Here is a 17,755-nt window from a genome sequence, read left to right on the forward strand (position 1 = left end):
TTTGACCAAAAACCGCAGTATTTTGCAAGCCATGCGAATAGGAGAATGGCGTATTTACTGGGGTTAAAGGGCATTCATGCGAATTTCAATTATATATAAGGCGTAAAATAACTAAGGCGTAAAACAACCTACAGGAGGAGCAATGGAAGATACATGTTGGATAAAGGATGAACGCGGGAGGTTTCGCGGGAGAAGGCCGGGCTGCAAGATGGAAAAGGGTTCCAGCGGCATGTTACGCGTAAGCGATTCAATGGCTGATAATATCAGAGAGTCACATGGAGATGTCGCCGAGTCAAATCTAACCGATATGGATAGAAGAATACGGGAAATAATGGAAAAGCCTGCGTCTGAACGGACAAAAGAAGAGAATGAATTTTTAAATAAATATATACGTAACAAGGCTGCTGAGATATCGCAACCATGGAAAGATGGTCTTTTGTCAGCATCACTTGCCACTGCTCTGGCATCGGGAGTAGCAGTGGACGAAATTATGAAATATGCCAATGAGAAGTTTGGCAAATGGGGGGCTATTGGTCTCACGCTTGCTGCGATTATCTTAACAGCGGCGAAAGTAAAATATGACGCCAAGTCAGCTGCAAAAGCTGAAAAAAAGGCCGCTGAAGCAATAGCAGAAAGAAAGGCAGCTACTGAAGCTGAGAAAAAGGCTGTGGTGGAAGCTGAGAAAAAGGTGGCTGAAGAGTCTGCAAAGACAAAAGACAAACTTGGCAAAATATACGACGAAACCGCGAACAACAGTGCTTTGTCAAAGTCTGCTACAGAAAAGGAAGCAACTAAGGTAAATACTGGCGATGTAAAAGCTGGTGAAGCAAAGATATTGAACGAGCAAGCTATAAAAAGGCAGGCTCATCAACAAGAGTCGATGGATATAAGACAGAGGCTACACAGGATAGAATTGAACACTCAATGCGTGGACATTCTGATGCTAAAGTAGAAATCAGCAAAGAAAGAGAGGCTCGTGGTGAGACAGTAAGGAATAAGTATAAAATTCCTGAGGAAAAACGTGTTGTAGAGGATGGTAAACACAATGTGCCTCTGACAAAAGAGGACTATCAAAATATACCAAACTATCGCAAGGAGGCGCTTGACCACGGTAGCATTGAGTTTCAGCCGATAACTAAAAGTAAGAAGGTTGAATCTGTTAAGTTCATGTTACCACAAAATGATGGAGTTATACATATGGTTTATAAGATTGACCCTTTTAGCAAGAAAATGACTTTTGTGACGATGTGGAAAGTAGGATATAAATAAAACAACCAGTATCTTGATAACATAGAGGAGGTTACAAACGGTAGAGAACAGAAGCCTTTCCAATAGTTACTGTATTTATGTATAATAAAAACAAGTTGTAAAAATACAAAGGAGGATGACATGACTTTTAATAAAAGGGCAATAGACATATTTGGGATTATGTGTGGAACAGATAATCTGATGGAATACGAAGACTATGATGTTGGGGATATGTTTAACAGCGCATTATGTTTTGTAGATGTTCAAATTGAGCCGTCTCAAAGCACGATAAAATCATTGAAGAAACTTAACATCGAACTTTATGAGGGAGTAGGCAAAATTTTTGCCATAGATGACTATGATAACTACCAAACATTGGTATTTGACTGTGGAATATACGCCTTCTCGCTTCATAGTAGACTTCCTGAGGGAATAGACAGCGGTTCCTATGTGAAGATGCGATTTTATCTGGTATTCGACGAGGACTATCATTCGCAACTTAGCATAAATGGTGAACCGCTTTGGAAAGTTATCCCAGGCATGGTTTATGACTGGAAGATAAAAGACATATTGATATGGGCAAGGGAGGGTAAAAAAGGAGAGAAATACTTTGAAAATTTACCGGTTGCATATACATCTCCTGACGGAGAAAGATATAAACGAATCAGAGGTACCGATGCTTATAATGACACCGGAGGATATGATACTAATTATATTTTGATCTGTGAGATGCTGTAATACAACGATATGATAACTTTTTTTCAGGTTCCCTGATCCAAAACTGTTCCATTTGTGCTGAGGGGCGGGCTAAAACATCTGTTTTACAGGGTTTCCCCCGCCCTATCTTTTTCGGTAGCAAAATTCCAAATTCAACAGGAGGTTACAAACGATGGACAACAATATCATGTCAGACACTTACTCTGAGGCGCTTGCATATGTGATTACTTCTCAGGCTCAGGCTCTGGAGGATAAGAACAAGGCCGGTGCATTTATTGCCTTGTTCTTGCAAAGTGTAAACAACAAATACGGCGAGGCAGGCCTGAAGCTGGTTATCGAAGCAGTCAAAAAAGAGCTATCACCTGAGGCACTGCAAAAGTTGGGCAATAAACAAGCGGTTAACAACTCAATGCCCAATCAGCCGCGTAAACAATCCTCACTCATACAGCGTATCAGGAATAACATGAAGAGACTACCTTAAGGCGCGCGATTTACCGGTTCCTGCTAAACGATGAGATTAGGACAAGAATCCGGTCCTGTATATCAGTAATAACCCCAGGATCAACGACATAGTTTTCTATCATAATGGAAAACACTACGGCCTCAACATTATGAGTAACCGTAAATCCAGCAATTGTCCTGACACCTGCCATCGAGCCGGTCAGTCTTCCCTCTGCCGGTGTTGAGCGCATTCGGAGTTGCAATGTGTCGTCAACACCGGCTAACAATTCAATAAACATCTCTCTTAAATTTGTAGGCCTGCTACATAATTGTAGCAAAATTTGCCAAAAATCCCATTTTCCCATGTTTTTTTCAACCCATACGAATAGGAGAATGGCGTATTTACTGGGTTTAGAGGGCATTTATCTGTCAGCATCGCTTGCCGTACTATTAGGCGCTAATAGCGCTGCGGCAATTGCCACTGCTCTGGCATCTGGAGTAGCAATAGACGAAATTATGAAATATGCCAACGAGAAGTTTGGCAAGTGGGGGGCTATTGGTCTCACGCTTGCTGCGATTATATTAACAGCGGCGAAAGTAAAATATGACGCCAAGTCAGCTGCAAAAGCTAAAAAAAAGGCGGCTTACACAATAATAGAAAGAAAGTAAGCCGTAAGGATAAAATACCTGAGGAAGAAATTAAGGGACAGGCTGGCAAGCACAATGTGCCTTTGACAAAGGAGGATTATCAAAAGATAGAAGAGTATCGTAACCAGGCTGTTAATGCTAAACTAAAAGCCCTGCAGAAGGCAGACTATAGTTTCAACCTACAAAAAGGGAAAAAAGATTTTGAAACGGTTGAGTTTCAGTCACGACACAAAGATGGGGTTATACATATGATTTACAAGGTAGACCCTGTTAACAAGAAAATGACTTTTGTGACGATGTACAAAGAAACCGAAAGAATACCACCGGCATCTCGATAAACAGAGGAGGTTACTAACGATAGAGAATAAAAGCATATACAATAGTTACTCTACTTTTGTATAATAAATTAAACTACAAAAAGGAGGATTGTTATGATATTTAATAAGAAGGCTATGGACATATTTTGGATTATTAAAGATGGAATGTCACTTAGGGAATATGGTGACATTGATGTAGGAGAGACGTTTTTCAGCGCATTAACTTTTATAGATATAGAAATAGCGCCATCTGAAAGCACGACAAAGTCACTTAAGAAAGTTGACATAGATATTTATGAGGGGATAGGCAGGATATTTGACATAGCTAAAGATAATGGCCCAACCTTGTTATTCGACTGTGGAATATACGCTGTTTGTCATGATGCTGCACTTCCCGATGGGATCATAAGCGGCTCGTTTGTTAAGATACGATTTTATCTGCTATTCGATGAAGGTTATGCTGATAATCTTCGAATAAATGGTGAATTGCTCTTTAAGGTTATACCTGAGATGCAATACGACTGGAGAGTGAAAGATATACTGATCATGATAGAGGAGGATATTGGAAAGAAAAACTTTGCAAAACTGCCGGTTGCTTATACTTCCTCTAAAGGAGAAATATATAAACGCATCACTGGAACTAATGCGTATGAGGACTGTGGTGAAAATTTTAATACCAGTTATATTTTGATCTGTGAGATGCTGTGATACCCTGATATATTTTTGCAAGGCTCCATGCTCCATAACTCCTCATTAACGCTGAGGGCGTGCTAAGACATCTGTTTTTACAGGTCTTCCCCCGCCCCACCGGTAACAAAATACCAAATTACAACAGGAGGTTACAAACGATGGACAACAAAGTCATGTCAGACAGTTACTCTGAGGCGCTTGCATATGTGATTACTTCTCAGGCTCAAGCTCTGGAGGATAAGAACAAGGCCGGTGCATTTATTGCGTTGTTTCTGCAAAGTGTAAACAACAAATACGGCGCGGCTGGCCTGAAGCTGGTTATCGAAGCAGTTAAAAAAGAGCTGCCCCCTGAGGCACTACAAAAGTTGGGCAATAAGCAAGCGATTAACAACTCAATGCCCAACCCGTCGCGTAAACAATCCTCTCTCATACAGCGTATCAGGAATAACATGAAGAGACTGCCTTAATATGTTGACATTACCTGCTGATAAATGCTTTTCTATGGGGTATGCTGGGCTATGCTATATAATGCGAGGTAAGTTTATGAACATATCGGGCAGTTTGCCAAATGCTGAGCCAAAGGTTGAAAGGATAGATGCAGCGTCGCGTAAGCCGTGTTTAGGCTCAGAAAGGGGTTTTACCCTCATTGAAATACTCATAGTTGTAATGATAATCGGTCTTATTGCTTCTTTGATAGCGCCGAATATTTTAAATCGCTTTGAGAGTTCGAAAGAGCAGCTTACCACCGCCCAGATAGAGCTCCTGTCAACGTCTGTGCAGTCGTTTTATCTTGATGTCGGCAGGTGCCCAACTACCCTGAATGAGCTGATTTCCTCTACAGATAAGCACTGGCGCGGCCCATATCTGTCAAAGCAGGTTATCCCCCAGGACCCCTGGCACAGAGACTACCAGTATAAGTGTCCGGGTGAGCATGGTCGTTTCGATATCTTCTCTCTCGGCCCAAACGGCAAGATTGATGACAAGATCATCAAGAACTGGTAGCCACAACCCAGGCTCCCACCGGGGTGTTATCAAATGCTCATAGGACAGCTGTTATCTGAACTCTTCGGCATCGGCAGCAGCGAAATAGATAAGGCCCTCGAACTCCAAAAAGAAGTCGGCGGCTACATAGGGCAAATACTGATTAGCATGGGGGCGGTTAATGAAATCCAGCTTATGGCTGCCCTGTCAAAGCAACTGGGCATCCCTCTGTTTGACAAAGAATCTCATTCTGAGATAAATACAGATTTTTACGCAAATATTGCCGGACTAATAGATACCGAATATCTCTTAAGGCAAAACTATCTGCCCATCGCGGCTGAATTCACCGAAGGACAGGAGGACACACCCATCAGGTGCCGCTCCATTGTCTTTATCACCAATGATCCACTGAAGTCATCAGTCTTAGATTATGCCTCAAAGGTGCTTGGCTGCTACCCTGTCCTTATGCTTGCACCCGGGCAGGTGATAAACGAGCTGGCAAGACCGCTTCATACATTCGACAAAGACCTTGTCTCGCTTACCGTTGACGACAACCCCGAACTGCTCAGGGAAATGGCCTCAGAAGCACCGGTGATTAAGTTCCTCAACAATGTGCTCAGTAATGCCGTAGAGCTTAGGGCGTCGGATATTCACATGGAGCCCTCAGAGTCATCATGCCGCATTAAGCTCAGAATCGACGGCGTGCTGCATGAGTCTGAGACTGTAAACGAGAAACTCTTCCTTGCCCTTGTCTCCCGCGTTAAGCTCCTTGCACGGTTGGACATTGCCGAGAAGCGGCTGCCCCAGGACGGAAAGTTCAGCACCAAAATCTCCGCAACCCTGATTGATGTCCGTGTCTCCTCCATACCGTTTGCCATTGGCGAGGGCGTGGTGATGAGGCTCTTATACAGGGAGCGCCTGACCTTTGACATAACAAAGCTGGGAATAGAAAAGGATGTTGCCCCGACAATCCTTGAGTTAATCAACATGCCCTATGGGATATTGCTAGTTACAGGACCAACAGGCTCAGGCAAGACCACATCGCTATACTCAATGCTGTCAAGTCTGGATAAAAAAGAAAAAAAAATAATCACCGTCGAAGACCCAGTAGAGTATAAAATCGACGGGATAAATCAGATACAGGTCAAGGACGAAATCGGCCTGTCCTTTGCGGCCTGTCTGAGGTCAATACTGAGGCATGACCCCGATGTTATCATGGTTGGTGAGATAAGAGACCCCGAAACTGCCGCCGTTGCCGTGCAGTCTGCCCTCACAGGACACCTTGTCCTGTCTACACTTCACACGAACGACGCCCCAAGCAGCCTGTTCAGGCTTATTGAGATGGGCCTTGAGGGGTATCTCTTAAACGCGTCGATTTTGGGCATCATAGCACAGAGGATTATCAGACGAAACTGCCAGTTTTGTTCTGAGCCGGTTGAGCCGTCAAAGGCGCTCTTGGATAAGTATCCCATTATGCCTCTGTATGAAAAATATAAGGACGCCTTAGGGCTGACATTCAATATGAGGCACGGCACAGGCTGCCGTAAGTGCGCTGGCACTGGTTACCGCGGCATGATTGCCGTATATGAGGTGTTTAAATACACGGAAGACCTGAAAGAGCAATTCCTGAAGGAGCAGTCCATAATCTCGATGAGGAGAACACTTGTAGAAAATCACGGCTTCAGGTCATTAAGAGAAGACGGCCTGTTAAAGGTAATCGCCGGTACGACAACGGTGGAGGAGGTTCTCAGGGTCTCGTGACAAACTATAAGTACCTCTGTGTCGATCAAACAGGCAAGGAAATCACCGGCTCTATCGCGGTAGCGGACGCTAAGGCGGCACGCCTCAAGCTTAAAGACAAGGGCCTGAGGGTCGTATCACTTGAGGCGGCTGCCGCGCCACGGACTGCTTTCAGCTTTAAGAGCAAAAAGATAAAGGACTCAGATATCTACAACATGGCCAGAGAACTAAGCGTACTGCTTAAGGCTGGGCTTAGAATCGATAACTCCCTTGAGACCATAGTTGGCACCATATCAAACACAGCCATGAGGGAAACCCTCAACAATGCCCTCAAGGACATCAGGTCAGGCAAGACCGTTGCAGAGTCATTTGAAAAAGGCGGACTTTTTAATACGCTCATGGTGTCGCTGATACGTGTCGGTGAGAGCGTGGGTAACCTGCGCATGTCCTTTGAACAGGTAGCCTCGCACTTGCAGTTCCAGATACAGTTCAGGGCGGAGATCAGAAATGCGCTGACTTATCCAATTTTTCTTATATTTGCCAGTTGTGTTACCCTTTTTGTCATGTTTAAGTTCATTATACCGAAGTTTTTTACCGTCTTTGGGCAGGACCAGTTGAAGAGCCTGCCTTTTGCCTCAAAGGTGATGCTGCAAGCGTCTGATTTTTTGAACATAAAGGTCTTTATTGTTGCCTTAGCCGCGGGCGCATTGATCTATAAGCTGGTTGATATGAAGAAATTAATTCATGCCGGTTATGCCTATGCCCTGTCGATTCCCCTGATGAGGGGTATGATAATAAATCTTGAGCTGTCGAGATTTTCTTATTCTATGTATACGATGCTATCAAGCGGGATAGAGTTTATCAAGGCGTTGAGGTTTTCCATAGACCTGATACAAAATGTAAAGGTAAAGCAGTCTATTGAGCCGTCAATAAAGCTGATAAAAGAGGGCAGGCCGATAGGGGAGGTGTTCTCTCAGGTCGAGCTGCTGCCTGAGATAGCTGCCAATATGATAACGGTGGGGGAGAAAAGCGGCAATATGAAGGAGATATTTCTGGAGCTTTTTAACGTGTTTGACGATAGATTCAAAAGGACGATTAAAAGGATAGTCATTCTGGTAGAGCCGCTGATTATAACGGTGATGGGGGCGGTGGTGGGCTTTATCGTCATATCCATGATACTTACTGTTATGAGTGTGGGGAATATCAAGTTTTGAGGCGTCAAGAGGGGTTTACCCTTATAGAGTTACTGATAGTGACGGCGTTAATTGCCGTAGTGCTGGCCGTAGCAGTTCCATTTTCGATACATATGTACAAGAGATATGCCTCATCTCTTGATGCAGAGCGCCTGCTCATCCTTGTGACTCAGATTCAGCGGGAGGCGTTTCTAACCGGACAGGAGATATACATAAAGGCCGTCGATGGGATACTCTATGCCAATGACGTACCCTGGCCGATTGTGGATAAATCCGATGAGATGAATCCCAATCCGCCGCTCTCGGCATACGTATCTATGGAGCGCCCCGTGATGTTTTTTAACAATGGTACGACAAGCGGCGGCAATATCGATGTGTACGTAAAGGACATAAAATTTACTGTGGAGATATTTGCCCCGCTGGGTAATATCTCGATGAACTGAGGTGGATAAAGCGATAGATAAACATGGTCGTGAGGACGGCTTTCTGGTAATAGAAATCCTGATAGCCGGTCTGATATTAACGGCAAGCATAGCCTCTACGATGTACCTGTTTCGTATTGGGTTTGAGTCGCTGGCAAGGGTGAAAGGCTCAAACATCATCGCATCTAAAGTACCGCAGGCTGTAAACTATCTCAGGGCATTTGCTGTGAAAAGCGCACACGGTAAGGATACCCTTGGCGATGGAGTAGATATTTCATGGGATACTGAACTTCAGCGCCAGGGGACGCCGTCAATCCTCATAAACGCCCAAACGCAGTACGACATCTACCTCTACAGGGTAGACTTTAAACTAACATATGACACACTTTCACGGGACTACCGTATAGTGCTGTTTAAGTATAAGCCGAAGTCGGGTAACTCAGATGACATCCCGTAGGGGTTTTACGCTCATAGAGGTAGTGGTGGCAACGGCGATATTCACGTCTATGGTGCTTTTATCGACGGCGGCGCTGAATCAGGGGTTTAAGCAGTATAAGACGGTTATGGAAGAAGGTGTGAATCTCTGGCGTGTGGCGCGGAGTTTTTGGATACACAAGAGTGCCGCCGGGATGCTGTTTTACTACATAGACGAGGGAAAACGCCGGGAGTGGTATCCATATTACGTCTGTAACTCTGATGTGATAAGTTATGTCAGCGCATCTCCTATGGCCGACAACGTGCCCGTTGTGGCGTGGATAGTCAGGGAGAAACACGAGGACAACTATAATGTAGTATACTATGAGCTTCCTGTGTATGTAAAAAAGCAGGAGGAGCTGGAAAAAGATTATCAAAGCGGCAATTATAAAAAAGGAAACTCTTTTGTTATAATTGAAAATGTGAACGATGTGCGCTTTGAAAGCTATGTCGAAGAACCGCTGACGAAACTCTGGGACTGGAGCCGTGAGTATTATGGGAAAGTCGGAGGGAAGCTGCCCAAGTACATAAGGATAGCCTATAAAAAGGATGGACGCTTAAATGCCCTGCTGTTGAGTGTGGCAACCAATGCGACGATTTACCAGAATCCAAACATGATCTAATGATAAGACCGAAACCTATAGAATTAAATGAGGGCGGCTCGGCTGTGCTTTTGACCATATTTTTGGCCTCGATAATAATAATCGTGGGGATTGCCTTTAACTGGCTGGTGAAAGAACATGTCAAGACGGCAGAGGTGCTAAAAGAAAAGGCTGAGGCGATGACCACAGCCATATCTGTGTTCGATACCCTGCTCTATACGCTCTTGACAGGTACGCTTGGTACTAACAGGATACACGTCTCTGACAGCACAATCATGGGGCTTGATAAAATTCCTATAAACAATAAACCAATAAAGATACGGGACGATATAACAATAAACGTGCAGGACACAAACGGCAGGATATCTGTTTACTCCGGCACTGACAGCGATTTTTCGAGACTGGTCAAACTTATGGATGAGAAAAGCAATGTCACGGTTATCACAAGCTCAATCAACGATTGGATTGACGGCGACGACATAACCAGGCCCTCTGGCGCCGAGGCCGAGTACTACAGGGGTATTGTGATGCCCTATACCCCCAGGAATTTCTCCATGCAGTATATGGAAGAGCTGCTGCTCATCAGGGGGATGAGCTGGGAGTTATACAAGAAGATTAAACCGTATATTACTGTTTTCCCGGGCACGTCGGGGTTTAATCCGGCCACTGCCGAACCTATGGCGGTAATTGCATCCCTTGACATAAACGAGGAAAGCAGGAAAATCCTTGCTGAATATATAGACAAGGGGCTGGAGATTCCAGATGAGTTATTTTATAACCTTACAGGGAGGAGAATCCACAGCCTTGAGTATGACTTATTTCAGCCGTCGCGCTATCTGGAGGTCACGGTGACCTATGGACTTTCAAAGAATCTCTATACGATAAACGCCGGGCTAGGATTGCGCCCGACTGCCTCTGCCCCCTATGCGCTGTACTACTGGAAGGAGGGCTGAGAGAGTTGAAAGCGCTTGCGCAACTGCTTAAGGCTTCCAATAATATATCCGGTAATATATCTGGGGCAAAGCCCACAACCAGCGGGCAAGGGCAGCTCATGGTATGTTATGCCCGTGTGGACGGCTGCGATTTCTATAAGGTATCGAAATCAGGCATAAGCGCAGCCACAGGCGGGGCATCTTCGATGGTTAATAAACTAACGGGGAAAAACGTCCTTGTGATTGGCAGGGAGCTGCTCTACTATTGGAGAGAAAAATATCCACCTCTATTACAAAAAACACAAAAAAACCTCAGTGGAATCATCTCTAACGATATTGCAGATATGTTCCCTATGCTTTCCACCCCAGCGTTCCGCTTTAGTGTCTTTGAGTCCCATGCAAACTACACACTTGTAGATATATGGGCGTGGGAGAGCCGTATGGTGGAGGGGCTTGCAAAGGATTTTTATTATAACTACCTTGTCCCCGAGGACTTGTTGTTTGTATCAGGGGAACCTGAGGCCACAATATATGCCGTAGGGGAGAAGATTTATGCATTTGCACATGGCCCAAAGGGTTTTATTGGCTTTCGTAGTCTTACCTCTCCTCTTAGTGAAAGCGGCGTAGAGGTCTTTTTGCGTGGACTTGGGGCTTACAGGCAGCTAGTGAGGCGTATAAACGTTTACGGGATAGATTTTATGCCGGGTGGCGCTGTCATGGACATCCCCATAAATACCATAGGTGACAACGGTTTTCCTGCTGCCTTAAGAGGCATAACTACCTTTAAGCTGACCCCGTTTAAGACCCGGACATGGCACTCGGCGCTTAACACGGAGCTGCTCTTCAGGGTTGCCCTGTATTCGATGGCGGCGTATCTGGTTTCGTCCTACCTGTCGATAAAGAAACTTGACATGTCCCTTGAGGACATTGAAATGGAAACCGCAAAGACGACAAAAAAGATAAACGAACTAGCTGAACTGCAAGACAAAGATGTAACAGCAAAGCTGCTCATCGCCCTTGCCAAAAAGGTGAGCGACTTCACCCCGCCTCTTGATGTCCTTGAGGTTCTCACCAGGGTAATTACCGACGGCGCTTATGTAACACAGTTGAATATAAATAACAGAAACGTAGATGTCAACATAGTCTCAGCCGACCCCTCGGGGGTGATAAACAAGCTGAGCAGCTTAAAAGAGGTTGAAGCGGTTAAACTCGTAGGGGAACCGGCCAGAGAAGGTCAGACATATAGGTTTCGTCTTTCAATAGACATGCGTGAAGTAGTATCAGGGGATTCCAATACATCATCAAGTCCTGTTATTATCACAACGCCGTCTGTACCACAGGCTGCCACGCTGCAGGGGACTTTTAGCAGGACATCAATCCCTGCTGCCGTTATCAATGCTAATCCAAATTCCGTCGGGGCGCCAGCGGGCCATACAAATAAGGCGTCAAGCCCTGCGGCAATAATAAAAACTGATAAGATATTTTAAAGGGACACCGATAATGGAAAAAATGAATATCTCAGGCAGTAATTTTAAAAAGATGGGATTATACCTGCTGATAATCTTATCGATAGCCAGATTTGCAGTAGTGCCTGCAAAGATGGCGGTAGCAAAGAAAACGGCCCTGGTAGAGGACTACCTTACTACCTATGCCTCTAAATCGGATTTGCTTCAAAGATACCTCGCGGTTGACACAAAGGATGACCCCGAAATAAGTAATGAGCTGGCTGCCCTGGTCTACCCAAAGGGAAGCAACAGGACGGCAATACAGACCGAGATAGTAAATCTGCTGACGAAGACCGCAGAGGCAAATGCACTATCTGTACAGAACTTTCAGCTTATCGAAGGTACTGAGGACACATTATTAACTGAGCCGTCAGTACTGGTAAGGGTTGCGGGGCAGCTCAGGCCGATATATGGATTATTTAAGGCCATTCAGAGTGCCAAACCGCTGCTAAGGATAAAAAGCGTAGAGATAAACGTCCAGGACAAGGGCTACATAGCCAAGATTGTAGTAACAGGGTATATAAGGAAGATATGACACTCATCGGTGGAAAAGGTGCGGCAAGGGCTGCTGAATATGTGTCATGGGTGAAAAGAAATGCCAAAGACTTATTAATTATAATATTAATTGCGGCAGGAATACCGCTTATGATTGTAAAAAACCCTGAAATAAGTTATAATGCTAGGGGCAGAGATATGGAAAGTATCCAGAATAATAAGAAAAAGACATTGGCTCTTATCCTGGAGACGTCAAAAAGAGACTACAAAGAGATATTCATAAAGAATGTTTTTACAGCCGACGGGAAATATCCCCCAGACCCACTGCAAAAAGGTGACACAAAGAAGACATATAAGCTGATAGGGGTTCTTTCGTCTCAGCAGAAAGTAGCAGTGCTTTTAGATAATGAAGGCCAGTACCATTACAGGCGGGAGGGGCAGTTCCTACCCAGTGAGACCCTTGTAAGTGAGCTGACAATGACCTCAGTGACGCTGAAAAATCAGGAAGGTGAGATAAAATTAAAGATATTCTCAGTAAAAAAGTAAAATCACTGACATATAACCTTAAACATGCGAGATATATTTGGTATTCGGCACTGCTGGTGTTGGTATTATTCATAACGGTCTCATGTGTTACCGACCGAAGTTCCGTTAAGATGACAACGATGGCAAATCTGCTGGAGCTGCCTAAAAAGAATGTAGTATCAGGTGATAATACCACAGCCGTGGGCGATAACACGACTGAAAAGTATAAGTCATTAGACATCCTTGGTGAAAAACCGCCTGTTCACAAACCTGTAGAGATAGAAACTCCGTCTTTTGAAAAGGCAGAGTCCAGGGCGGCAGCGATGCAGCTTGAGCCAATAGATACGTCTAAGCTTGCGCTGGAGGAAAAACCGGTACTAATAAATGTTGACGGGATGCCGCTGTCAGATTTCATAATCCACGCGGTGGGAGAGGCCCTGAGGGTAACATTTTTTATTGATGAGGCGGTAAAGTCAATGAAAAACCCCGTTACGCTGCACATGACACAGGAAATGCCTGCGGCCAGGGCGCTGGAGATAATTGTAGAGCTGCTTAGACAGCAAGGGCTCCTTGTTGGCGCTAAGGCCGGAAGCCTCTATATACTAAAGCCCGGGGAGGGTGGAGAGCCGGTAGATGTCCGTGTAGGCAGAAACGTCCCGGTAAGTTCGGCAAAAATAGTCCAAATAGTTGCGTTGAAATATATAAGCGCCGTTGAGATGTCAACACTGATAGCTGATTTTTATAAGACCAACCTTGTAGTAAAGCCATATACTAAGGAAAATGCCATGCTGATAACCGGCCCTGCGGCAACAATACGAGAATGCCTCAATCTTGTAGATATAATGGATGTGCCCTATCTGAAACAGAAACGGGTGATTCTCCTGAAACTAACATTTTGGAAGCCGGAGGAGTTTGTCACCCAGATGGCTGCAATACTCAATGGACTTGGGGTTGGCACATCAACAAATCCGAAGGAACCAGGGGTGACATTCATAGCGATAAAGTTCTTAAACAGTGTCCTTGCAGTAGCGCCGGATGAGCAGTCCGCCCAGATAGTGATGCAGTGGAAGGAGCGGCTGGATACGGCAGAGTCTGCTGGCTCAGGGGAAAAGACATTTACATATTTTCCGAAATTCTCAAGGGCTACAGAGCTGGTAGATACCATTCAGAGGCTCTACGGGATAAAGACCCCAACAGCTCAAACACCTGCAACCGGCACTAAGACTGTCTTGGATAAGGAGAGTAAATCATCGAGTGACTTTGGTTCGACAAAGGCCTCAACCACAACATCTCAGTCAACGGCGGCAACAACAGCCAAGTCCATGCTTTCAAATGCAGTGTCACCGGCTGCAACAACCGGCGCTGCCACAGGCGCTGCGATAATAACCCTGCCCAATGCCCCTGACGTACAGATAAGGATCACGTCGGACGACAAAAGAAACGTCATAATCATGATGACCACACCGTCGATATATCGAAGTCTGCTAAGTCTGCTGAAGGAGATAGATACGCCGCCCAGACAGGTGTTGATAGAGGGGACGGTAGCAGAGTTGTCCATTGACGAATCAAATGAACTGGGGTTTGAGGGGCTTATAAAGGGGAGGATGATGGGAGGCAATTTTGCCGTCTCAACGCTTTCTAATCTGGGCGCTTCGGCGGCAGGCACAGTCTTTAATTTCCTGACAGACCATAATAATGCTGCAATGGTGCTTGATTTGCTTGCAAAAGAAAATAAATTAGAGATACTCATGAGACCACACCTCATGGTAATGGACAATCAGGAGGCGACAATTCAGGTAGGAGACGATGTACCGGTAATATCAAGCGAGGTGTCGTCCTCGGACGTTACAAGCACAGCGTCAAACCCAAGCATACTGAGAAACGTCCAGTACTTAAATACCGGCCTTATTTTAATGATTAAGCCGACAATAAACGCTGACGGGCTGGTCACGCTTGAAATAACTCAGGAGGTCAGCGAGGCCCAGACCAATGCAACGTCAAATATAGACTCACCGACAATAAGAAAAAGAAAGGTCAAGACAATGGTGGTTGCTGGCAACGGACAGACGGTAATACTTGGGGGCATAAGGAGCAAAAAACTCAGTATGACAGAAAATAAAATCCCCCTTCTTGGTGATATACCAATACTAGGCTATGCCTTTAAGAGACAGTCAGAGGAGGTTAAAAGGACTGAGTTACTTGTTTTTATAACGCCAAGAATCCTGACAAACACAGATGACGCCCATAATATAACGAAAGAAATAGGAGAGCGTTTCGACTGGTTTAACAAATAAAAAGGCGCGCTGTGCCCGCTGTAAATGTGCGCCAACAGAAAATCATGTTGAAAATATAGATGTTGGCGATAACAGTGGAGGCACAGAGGCAAATAAAAAACTTAAGTTTTAATTCTCAATGTCCGATAAGACATTAAATGAAGAAAGGGTAGGCAGAAGTCCATAAAGGAGGTGGAATTGTAATAAACGGACAGGGGCCTAAACCGCAGGATGCCGAAGCAGTGAGTGCAGGATGTGAGAAATAGTATTTCTGTCAAGTATTAAAATAACCGGCGCAATAGGTGTTGACAAACGGATTCGCAATGTGTATACTATACGCGAGGTTATGACGTGAAAGTTGTGGAAGATATGCCACAAAGTTGATAATAACTCATTAAAGAGTGAGGAGCTATGGTTATAAAGGGGGTGCATAGGAGACAGAGAGAAAGTAGTTGACGTAAGGAGTATGGTAAAAGGGGTATGGAAAAGGTATAGGTATACCTGTGTTGCAAGTAAGGGTATTTACACACTTGTTAGACAAAAAGAAAGGCAAGGAGGATTAAGATGAAAAGAAGTATAGTATATTTGATGATAGCGGCAGTGGTTTTAACTGGGCTGTTTATGTGGGGAGGGAACCAAGCCAGGGTATATGCAACCTTGGGTGACAACGTAACATATACCTTCCCGTTTTTGGCTACCCATTCTGATAAGCCAACATACTGTGTGGTGTCTAATTTGACGAATGATAATGCCACTATAGGCTTTCAGATGACGTCAGATTCCGCTTATTACACAACTTCGGCTACACAAAATGCGAACTTAGTATCTACAACTGCTTATGTGTATAGGTATCAGACACGTCAGATCAGTTTTGCAGGTAATTCCATTCAGCTTGATGGGTCAGCGATAGGAACTATCCCAACTAGTATTGGTAGTACTGCAATTTACGGTGGTATGCTGAATCTTACTGCTCAGGCTGGTGGGACATATAACGGTGATTCATCTGCAATGTATGGTGCTGCTTTATCTCCTAACTGGAGTTGCGCACAGTTGCCTATAGCATGTTTTCAGGGAACTACATCGCCAAAGCGCAATTTAGTAGGCTACGTATGTTCCGATGAAAATACAAGAAGGAGTGTTGGAGGTGCTACCTTAAATAATGGGGATAGATTGTCTGCAGCTGCAGTTCTGACACCAGGCTTTCCATACCAGAAGATATATACATACTAGGGATGGTACGAAGAAGGTTGCTGAAGCTGTATAGGTAGCCTTTAAAGATTAAAGAGAAATTAATAGAAGGAAATAACGTTAAGGAGGAATTAACATGAAGAGAAGCTTTTTGTATTTGTTAGGAATAGTCGTGGTATTAACATTTTTGGTGATGAAAGGTGGCGGGGTAGTTGCTGGTCCGATAGGGGACTGGTATGACAACGTGACGTACACATTGCCATACTTAAATACAGGAACAGCTTCTAATGTGTATTGCATAATCGCCAACAATACGTCCGACAATGCGACGATACAGTTTAGGGTATCTGCAAACTCGGGGACAAACCTGACATCGGCTACTGTGGTAATAAATAACAATGTTTCGTCTAGTGGAGCAACAGTGTATTCACGCCAGAGTCGCATGTTGTCTTTTGAAGGAACCTCAGTCAAAGTGGACGGGATTGCGATTGGCGATATAAGCTCATATGTAACAGGTGGTTCATATGGAGGTAGGGTGACTCTTATGAAAGGTTCACCAGGTATGGCGCAGGGACAGCTTCCAGGCGGGCAACTTATGCTACACTCAGGTAATCGGGTAATGGGGACATGGGCATGTACGGACCTGCCGATGGCATGTTTTCAGGGGACTACAAACCCGAAGCGTAACCTTGTAGGCTATATTTGTTCAGACTTGTATACGCCTGCAACACCAGCTCAGCACTACACGTATTAACTCATAGCGCAAAAAGAGGCAGTGTTTATCACTGCCTCTTTTTTTTTGTGCTGCACGCTTTTGCGGTGAAAGTCCGCTACGGGGGCAGATAGCGCCAACCGTTAGCCAAGTACAAGGGTGTCCGTTGTGAAGCGGAATCTGGCGGAATCAGGAGAAAGCAAGCGGCAAAGCTCCGGTCTAAGGAACACGAACCGCGCTCACGCTAAGTCAGGTGAGTTTGCCAAGCAAGACGATGATGTTCCCTCGATTAAGTGGACACGTATTTAAGTTACCCCATTAGTCAGTTCGAAGTCAATGGGGCTGAGCAGTCCAGTTTTGGAATGCCTCCTTTGACGATTATAAAAAGCCTCGATGTAGTCAAAAATACTGGTCTTGGCTTGTGCCTTTGTCTCATAACTTTCTTGGAATATCAATTCGATTTTTATCGTAATGACTCAGCTACGGCATTATCATAGCAGTCACCTTTTTCACTCATACTTTGAATGGCTCCGTGGTGCTTAAGGATATTCCGAAATTCATTAGAGGCGTATTGAACCCCACAGTCAGAGTGGAAAGTCAGTCCCCTGGCTGGCTTACGCCTCCAAACAGCTTTAACAAAGGCTCTTTTAAC

Annotated in this window: 22 protein-coding genes and 1 pseudogene; 21 read left to right on the forward strand and 2 right to left on the reverse strand. The window is 44.8% G+C overall.

What is annotated here, in order from left to right:
• Window positions 1-142 precede the first annotated feature (142 nt).
• From ASN18_RS17475 to ASN18_RS05320, 4 genes are all read left to right on the forward strand, one after another.
• On the forward strand, window positions 143-952 hold the full coding sequence (locus ASN18_RS17475; RefSeq protein ID WP_085051704.1) for a hypothetical protein: 810 nt from the start codon (window positions 143-145) through the stop codon (window positions 950-952).
• Window positions 925-1,269 carry a hypothetical protein gene (locus tag ASN18_RS05310; RefSeq protein ID WP_085051705.1) on the forward strand — a complete coding sequence of 115 codons (345 nt, stop codon included), beginning with the start codon at window positions 925-927 and terminating at the stop codon, window positions 1,267-1,269. Before ASN18_RS17475 ends, ASN18_RS05310 begins: the two co-directional genes overlap by 28 nt.
• Window positions 1,270-1,389: 120 nt before the next feature.
• Window positions 1,390-1,986: a hypothetical protein gene (locus ASN18_RS05315; RefSeq protein WP_085051706.1), complete on the forward strand. Its 597-nt coding sequence runs from the start codon at window positions 1,390-1,392 to the stop codon at window positions 1,984-1,986.
• Window positions 1,987-2,137: 151 nt separating this feature from the next.
• Window positions 2,138-2,446, forward strand: coding sequence for a hypothetical protein (locus ASN18_RS05320; RefSeq protein ID WP_085051707.1), 309 nt, complete (start codon window positions 2,138-2,140; stop codon window positions 2,444-2,446).
• A 10-nt stretch (window positions 2,447-2,456) separates the two neighbouring features.
• Here ASN18_RS05320 and ASN18_RS05325 read toward each other — a convergent pair whose 3' ends face one another.
• On the reverse strand, window positions 2,457-2,705 hold the full coding sequence (locus tag ASN18_RS05325; RefSeq protein ID WP_085051708.1) for a D-alanyl-D-alanine carboxypeptidase: 249 nt from the start codon (window positions 2,703-2,705) through the stop codon (window positions 2,457-2,459).
• Window positions 2,706-2,799: 94 nt separating this feature from the next.
• On the opposite strand from ASN18_RS05325, the gene ASN18_RS05330 reads away from it, so the two are divergent.
• From ASN18_RS05330 to ASN18_RS05410, 17 genes are all read left to right on the forward strand, one after another.
• Window positions 2,800-3,075, forward strand: coding sequence for a hypothetical protein (locus ASN18_RS05330; RefSeq protein WP_085051709.1), 276 nt, complete (start codon window positions 2,800-2,802; stop codon window positions 3,073-3,075).
• A gap of 56 nt (window positions 3,076-3,131) precedes the next feature.
• Entirely contained in the window at window positions 3,132-3,392 is a 261-nt protein-coding gene (locus tag ASN18_RS05335; RefSeq protein ID WP_085051710.1) for a hypothetical protein, read from the forward strand.
• A 93-nt stretch (window positions 3,393-3,485) separates the two neighbouring features.
• A complete protein-coding gene (locus tag ASN18_RS05340; protein ID WP_085051711.1) occupies window positions 3,486-4,079 on the forward strand; it encodes a hypothetical protein in 594 nt (197 codons plus the stop codon).
• Window positions 4,080-4,219: 140 nt separating this feature from the next.
• Window positions 4,220-4,528, forward strand: coding sequence for a hypothetical protein (locus tag ASN18_RS05345; protein ID WP_085051712.1), 309 nt, complete (start codon window positions 4,220-4,222; stop codon window positions 4,526-4,528).
• A gap of 76 nt (window positions 4,529-4,604) precedes the next feature.
• On the forward strand, window positions 4,605-5,063 hold the full coding sequence (gene gspG / locus ASN18_RS05350) for a type II secretion system major pseudopilin GspG (protein ID WP_085051730.1): 459 nt from the start codon (window positions 4,605-4,607) through the stop codon (window positions 5,061-5,063).
• 33 nt (window positions 5,064-5,096) lie between these two features.
• A complete protein-coding gene (locus tag ASN18_RS05355) occupies window positions 5,097-6,803 on the forward strand; it encodes a GspE/PulE family protein (RefSeq protein ID WP_085051713.1) in 1,707 nt (568 codons plus the stop codon).
• Window positions 6,800-7,996 (forward strand): type II secretion system F family protein, encoded by a 1,197-nt coding sequence (locus ASN18_RS05360; protein ID WP_085051714.1) that lies wholly within the window; start codon window positions 6,800-6,802, stop codon window positions 7,994-7,996. The genes ASN18_RS05355 and ASN18_RS05360 overlap by 4 nt, the downstream gene beginning before the upstream one ends.
• Window positions 7,993-8,418, forward strand: a complete 426-nt coding sequence (locus ASN18_RS05365) for a type II secretion system protein (protein WP_236861533.1) — start codon at window positions 7,993-7,995, stop codon at window positions 8,416-8,418. Before ASN18_RS05360 ends, ASN18_RS05365 begins: the two co-directional genes overlap by 4 nt.
• A gap of 1 nt (window position 8,419) precedes the next feature.
• On the forward strand, window positions 8,420-8,854 hold the full coding sequence (locus ASN18_RS05370; RefSeq protein ID WP_085051716.1) for a hypothetical protein: 435 nt from the start codon (window positions 8,420-8,422) through the stop codon (window positions 8,852-8,854).
• Window positions 8,841-9,494, forward strand: coding sequence for a PulJ/GspJ family protein (locus tag ASN18_RS05375; RefSeq protein WP_085051717.1), 654 nt, complete (start codon window positions 8,841-8,843; stop codon window positions 9,492-9,494). The genes ASN18_RS05370 and ASN18_RS05375 overlap by 14 nt, the downstream gene beginning before the upstream one ends.
• Window positions 9,494-10,426 (forward strand): type II secretion system minor pseudopilin, encoded by a 933-nt coding sequence (locus ASN18_RS05380; RefSeq protein ID WP_085051718.1) that lies wholly within the window; start codon window positions 9,494-9,496, stop codon window positions 10,424-10,426. The genes ASN18_RS05375 and ASN18_RS05380 overlap by 1 nt, the downstream gene beginning before the upstream one ends.
• Window positions 10,427-10,431: 5 nt before the next feature.
• Window positions 10,432-11,892, forward strand: a complete 1,461-nt coding sequence (locus ASN18_RS05385; protein ID WP_085051719.1) for a hypothetical protein — start codon at window positions 10,432-10,434, stop codon at window positions 11,890-11,892.
• 13 nt (window positions 11,893-11,905) lie between these two features.
• Window positions 11,906-12,445, forward strand: a complete 540-nt coding sequence (locus tag ASN18_RS05390; RefSeq protein WP_085051720.1) for a GspMb/PilO family protein — start codon at window positions 11,906-11,908, stop codon at window positions 12,443-12,445.
• On the forward strand, window positions 12,442-12,951 hold the full coding sequence (locus ASN18_RS05395; protein ID WP_085051721.1) for a hypothetical protein: 510 nt from the start codon (window positions 12,442-12,444) through the stop codon (window positions 12,949-12,951). Before ASN18_RS05390 ends, ASN18_RS05395 begins: the two co-directional genes overlap by 4 nt.
• A 119-nt stretch (window positions 12,952-13,070) precedes the next feature.
• Complete coding sequence (gene gspD, locus ASN18_RS05400) at window positions 13,071-15,224, forward strand: type II secretion system secretin GspD (RefSeq protein WP_236861534.1); 2,154 nt, start codon at window positions 13,071-13,073, stop codon at window positions 15,222-15,224.
• Window positions 15,225-15,767: 543 nt separating this feature from the next.
• On the forward strand, window positions 15,768-16,433 hold the full coding sequence (locus ASN18_RS05405; RefSeq protein ID WP_085051723.1) for a hypothetical protein: 666 nt from the start codon (window positions 15,768-15,770) through the stop codon (window positions 16,431-16,433).
• Window positions 16,434-16,527: 94 nt separating this feature from the next.
• On the forward strand, window positions 16,528-17,145 hold the full coding sequence (locus ASN18_RS05410; protein WP_085051724.1) for a hypothetical protein: 618 nt from the start codon (window positions 16,528-16,530) through the stop codon (window positions 17,143-17,145).
• A 263-nt stretch (window positions 17,146-17,408) separates the two neighbouring features.
• Here ASN18_RS05410 and ASN18_RS17480 read toward each other — a convergent pair.
• Window positions 17,409-17,755, reverse strand: a pseudogene (locus ASN18_RS17480) (transposase); the annotation flags it as partial.

It is taken from the genome of Candidatus Magnetominusculus xianensis, assembly GCA_001541255.1.
Classification (GTDB): Bacteria; Nitrospirota; Thermodesulfovibrionia; order Thermodesulfovibrionales; family Magnetobacteriaceae; genus Magnetominusculus; species Magnetominusculus xianensis.

What these genes read in the sequence shown, in the direction of transcription:
- ASN18_RS05355 (WP_085051713.1), top strand. Translation starts at nt 5,097, where the DNA reads ATGCTCATAGGACAGCTGTTATCTGAACTCTTCGGCATCGGCAGCAGC.
- ASN18_RS05390 (WP_085051720.1), top strand. Translation starts at nt 11,906, where the DNA reads ATGGAAAAAATGAATATCTCAGGCAGTAATTTTAAAAAGATGGGATTA.
- ASN18_RS05345 (WP_085051712.1), top strand. Translation starts at nt 4,220, where the DNA reads ATGGACAACAAAGTCATGTCAGACAGTTACTCTGAGGCGCTTGCATAT.
- ASN18_RS05340 (WP_085051711.1), top strand. Translation starts at nt 3,486, where the DNA reads ATGATATTTAATAAGAAGGCTATGGACATATTTTGGATTATTAAAGAT.
- ASN18_RS17475 (WP_085051704.1), top strand. Translation starts at nt 143, where the DNA reads ATGGAAGATACATGTTGGATAAAGGATGAACGCGGGAGGTTTCGCGGG.
- ASN18_RS05395 (WP_085051721.1), top strand. Translation starts at nt 12,442, where the DNA reads ATGACACTCATCGGTGGAAAAGGTGCGGCAAGGGCTGCTGAATATGTG.
- ASN18_RS05320 (WP_085051707.1), top strand. Translation starts at nt 2,138, where the DNA reads ATGGACAACAATATCATGTCAGACACTTACTCTGAGGCGCTTGCATAT.
- ASN18_RS05375 (WP_085051717.1), top strand. Translation starts at nt 8,841, where the DNA reads ATGACATCCCGTAGGGGTTTTACGCTCATAGAGGTAGTGGTGGCAACG.
- gspG (WP_085051730.1), top strand. Translation starts at nt 4,605, where the DNA reads ATGAACATATCGGGCAGTTTGCCAAATGCTGAGCCAAAGGTTGAAAGG.
- ASN18_RS05315 (WP_085051706.1), top strand. Translation starts at nt 1,390, where the DNA reads ATGACTTTTAATAAAAGGGCAATAGACATATTTGGGATTATGTGTGGA.
- gspD (WP_236861534.1), top strand. Translation starts at nt 13,071, where the DNA reads ATGGCAAATCTGCTGGAGCTGCCTAAAAAGAATGTAGTATCAGGTGAT.
- ASN18_RS05405 (WP_085051723.1), top strand. Translation starts at nt 15,768, where the DNA reads ATGAAAAGAAGTATAGTATATTTGATGATAGCGGCAGTGGTTTTAACT.
- ASN18_RS05410 (WP_085051724.1), top strand. Translation starts at nt 16,528, where the DNA reads ATGAAGAGAAGCTTTTTGTATTTGTTAGGAATAGTCGTGGTATTAACA.
- ASN18_RS05330 (WP_085051709.1), top strand. Translation starts at nt 2,800, where the DNA reads ATGGCGTATTTACTGGGTTTAGAGGGCATTTATCTGTCAGCATCGCTT.
- ASN18_RS05380 (WP_085051718.1), top strand. Translation starts at nt 9,494, where the DNA reads ATGATAAGACCGAAACCTATAGAATTAAATGAGGGCGGCTCGGCTGTG.
- ASN18_RS05325 (WP_085051708.1), bottom strand. Translation starts at nt 2,705, where the DNA reads ATGTTTATTGAATTGTTAGCCGGTGTTGACGACACATTGCAACTCCGA.
- ASN18_RS05310 (WP_085051705.1), top strand. Translation starts at nt 925, where the DNA reads ATGCGTGGACATTCTGATGCTAAAGTAGAAATCAGCAAAGAAAGAGAG.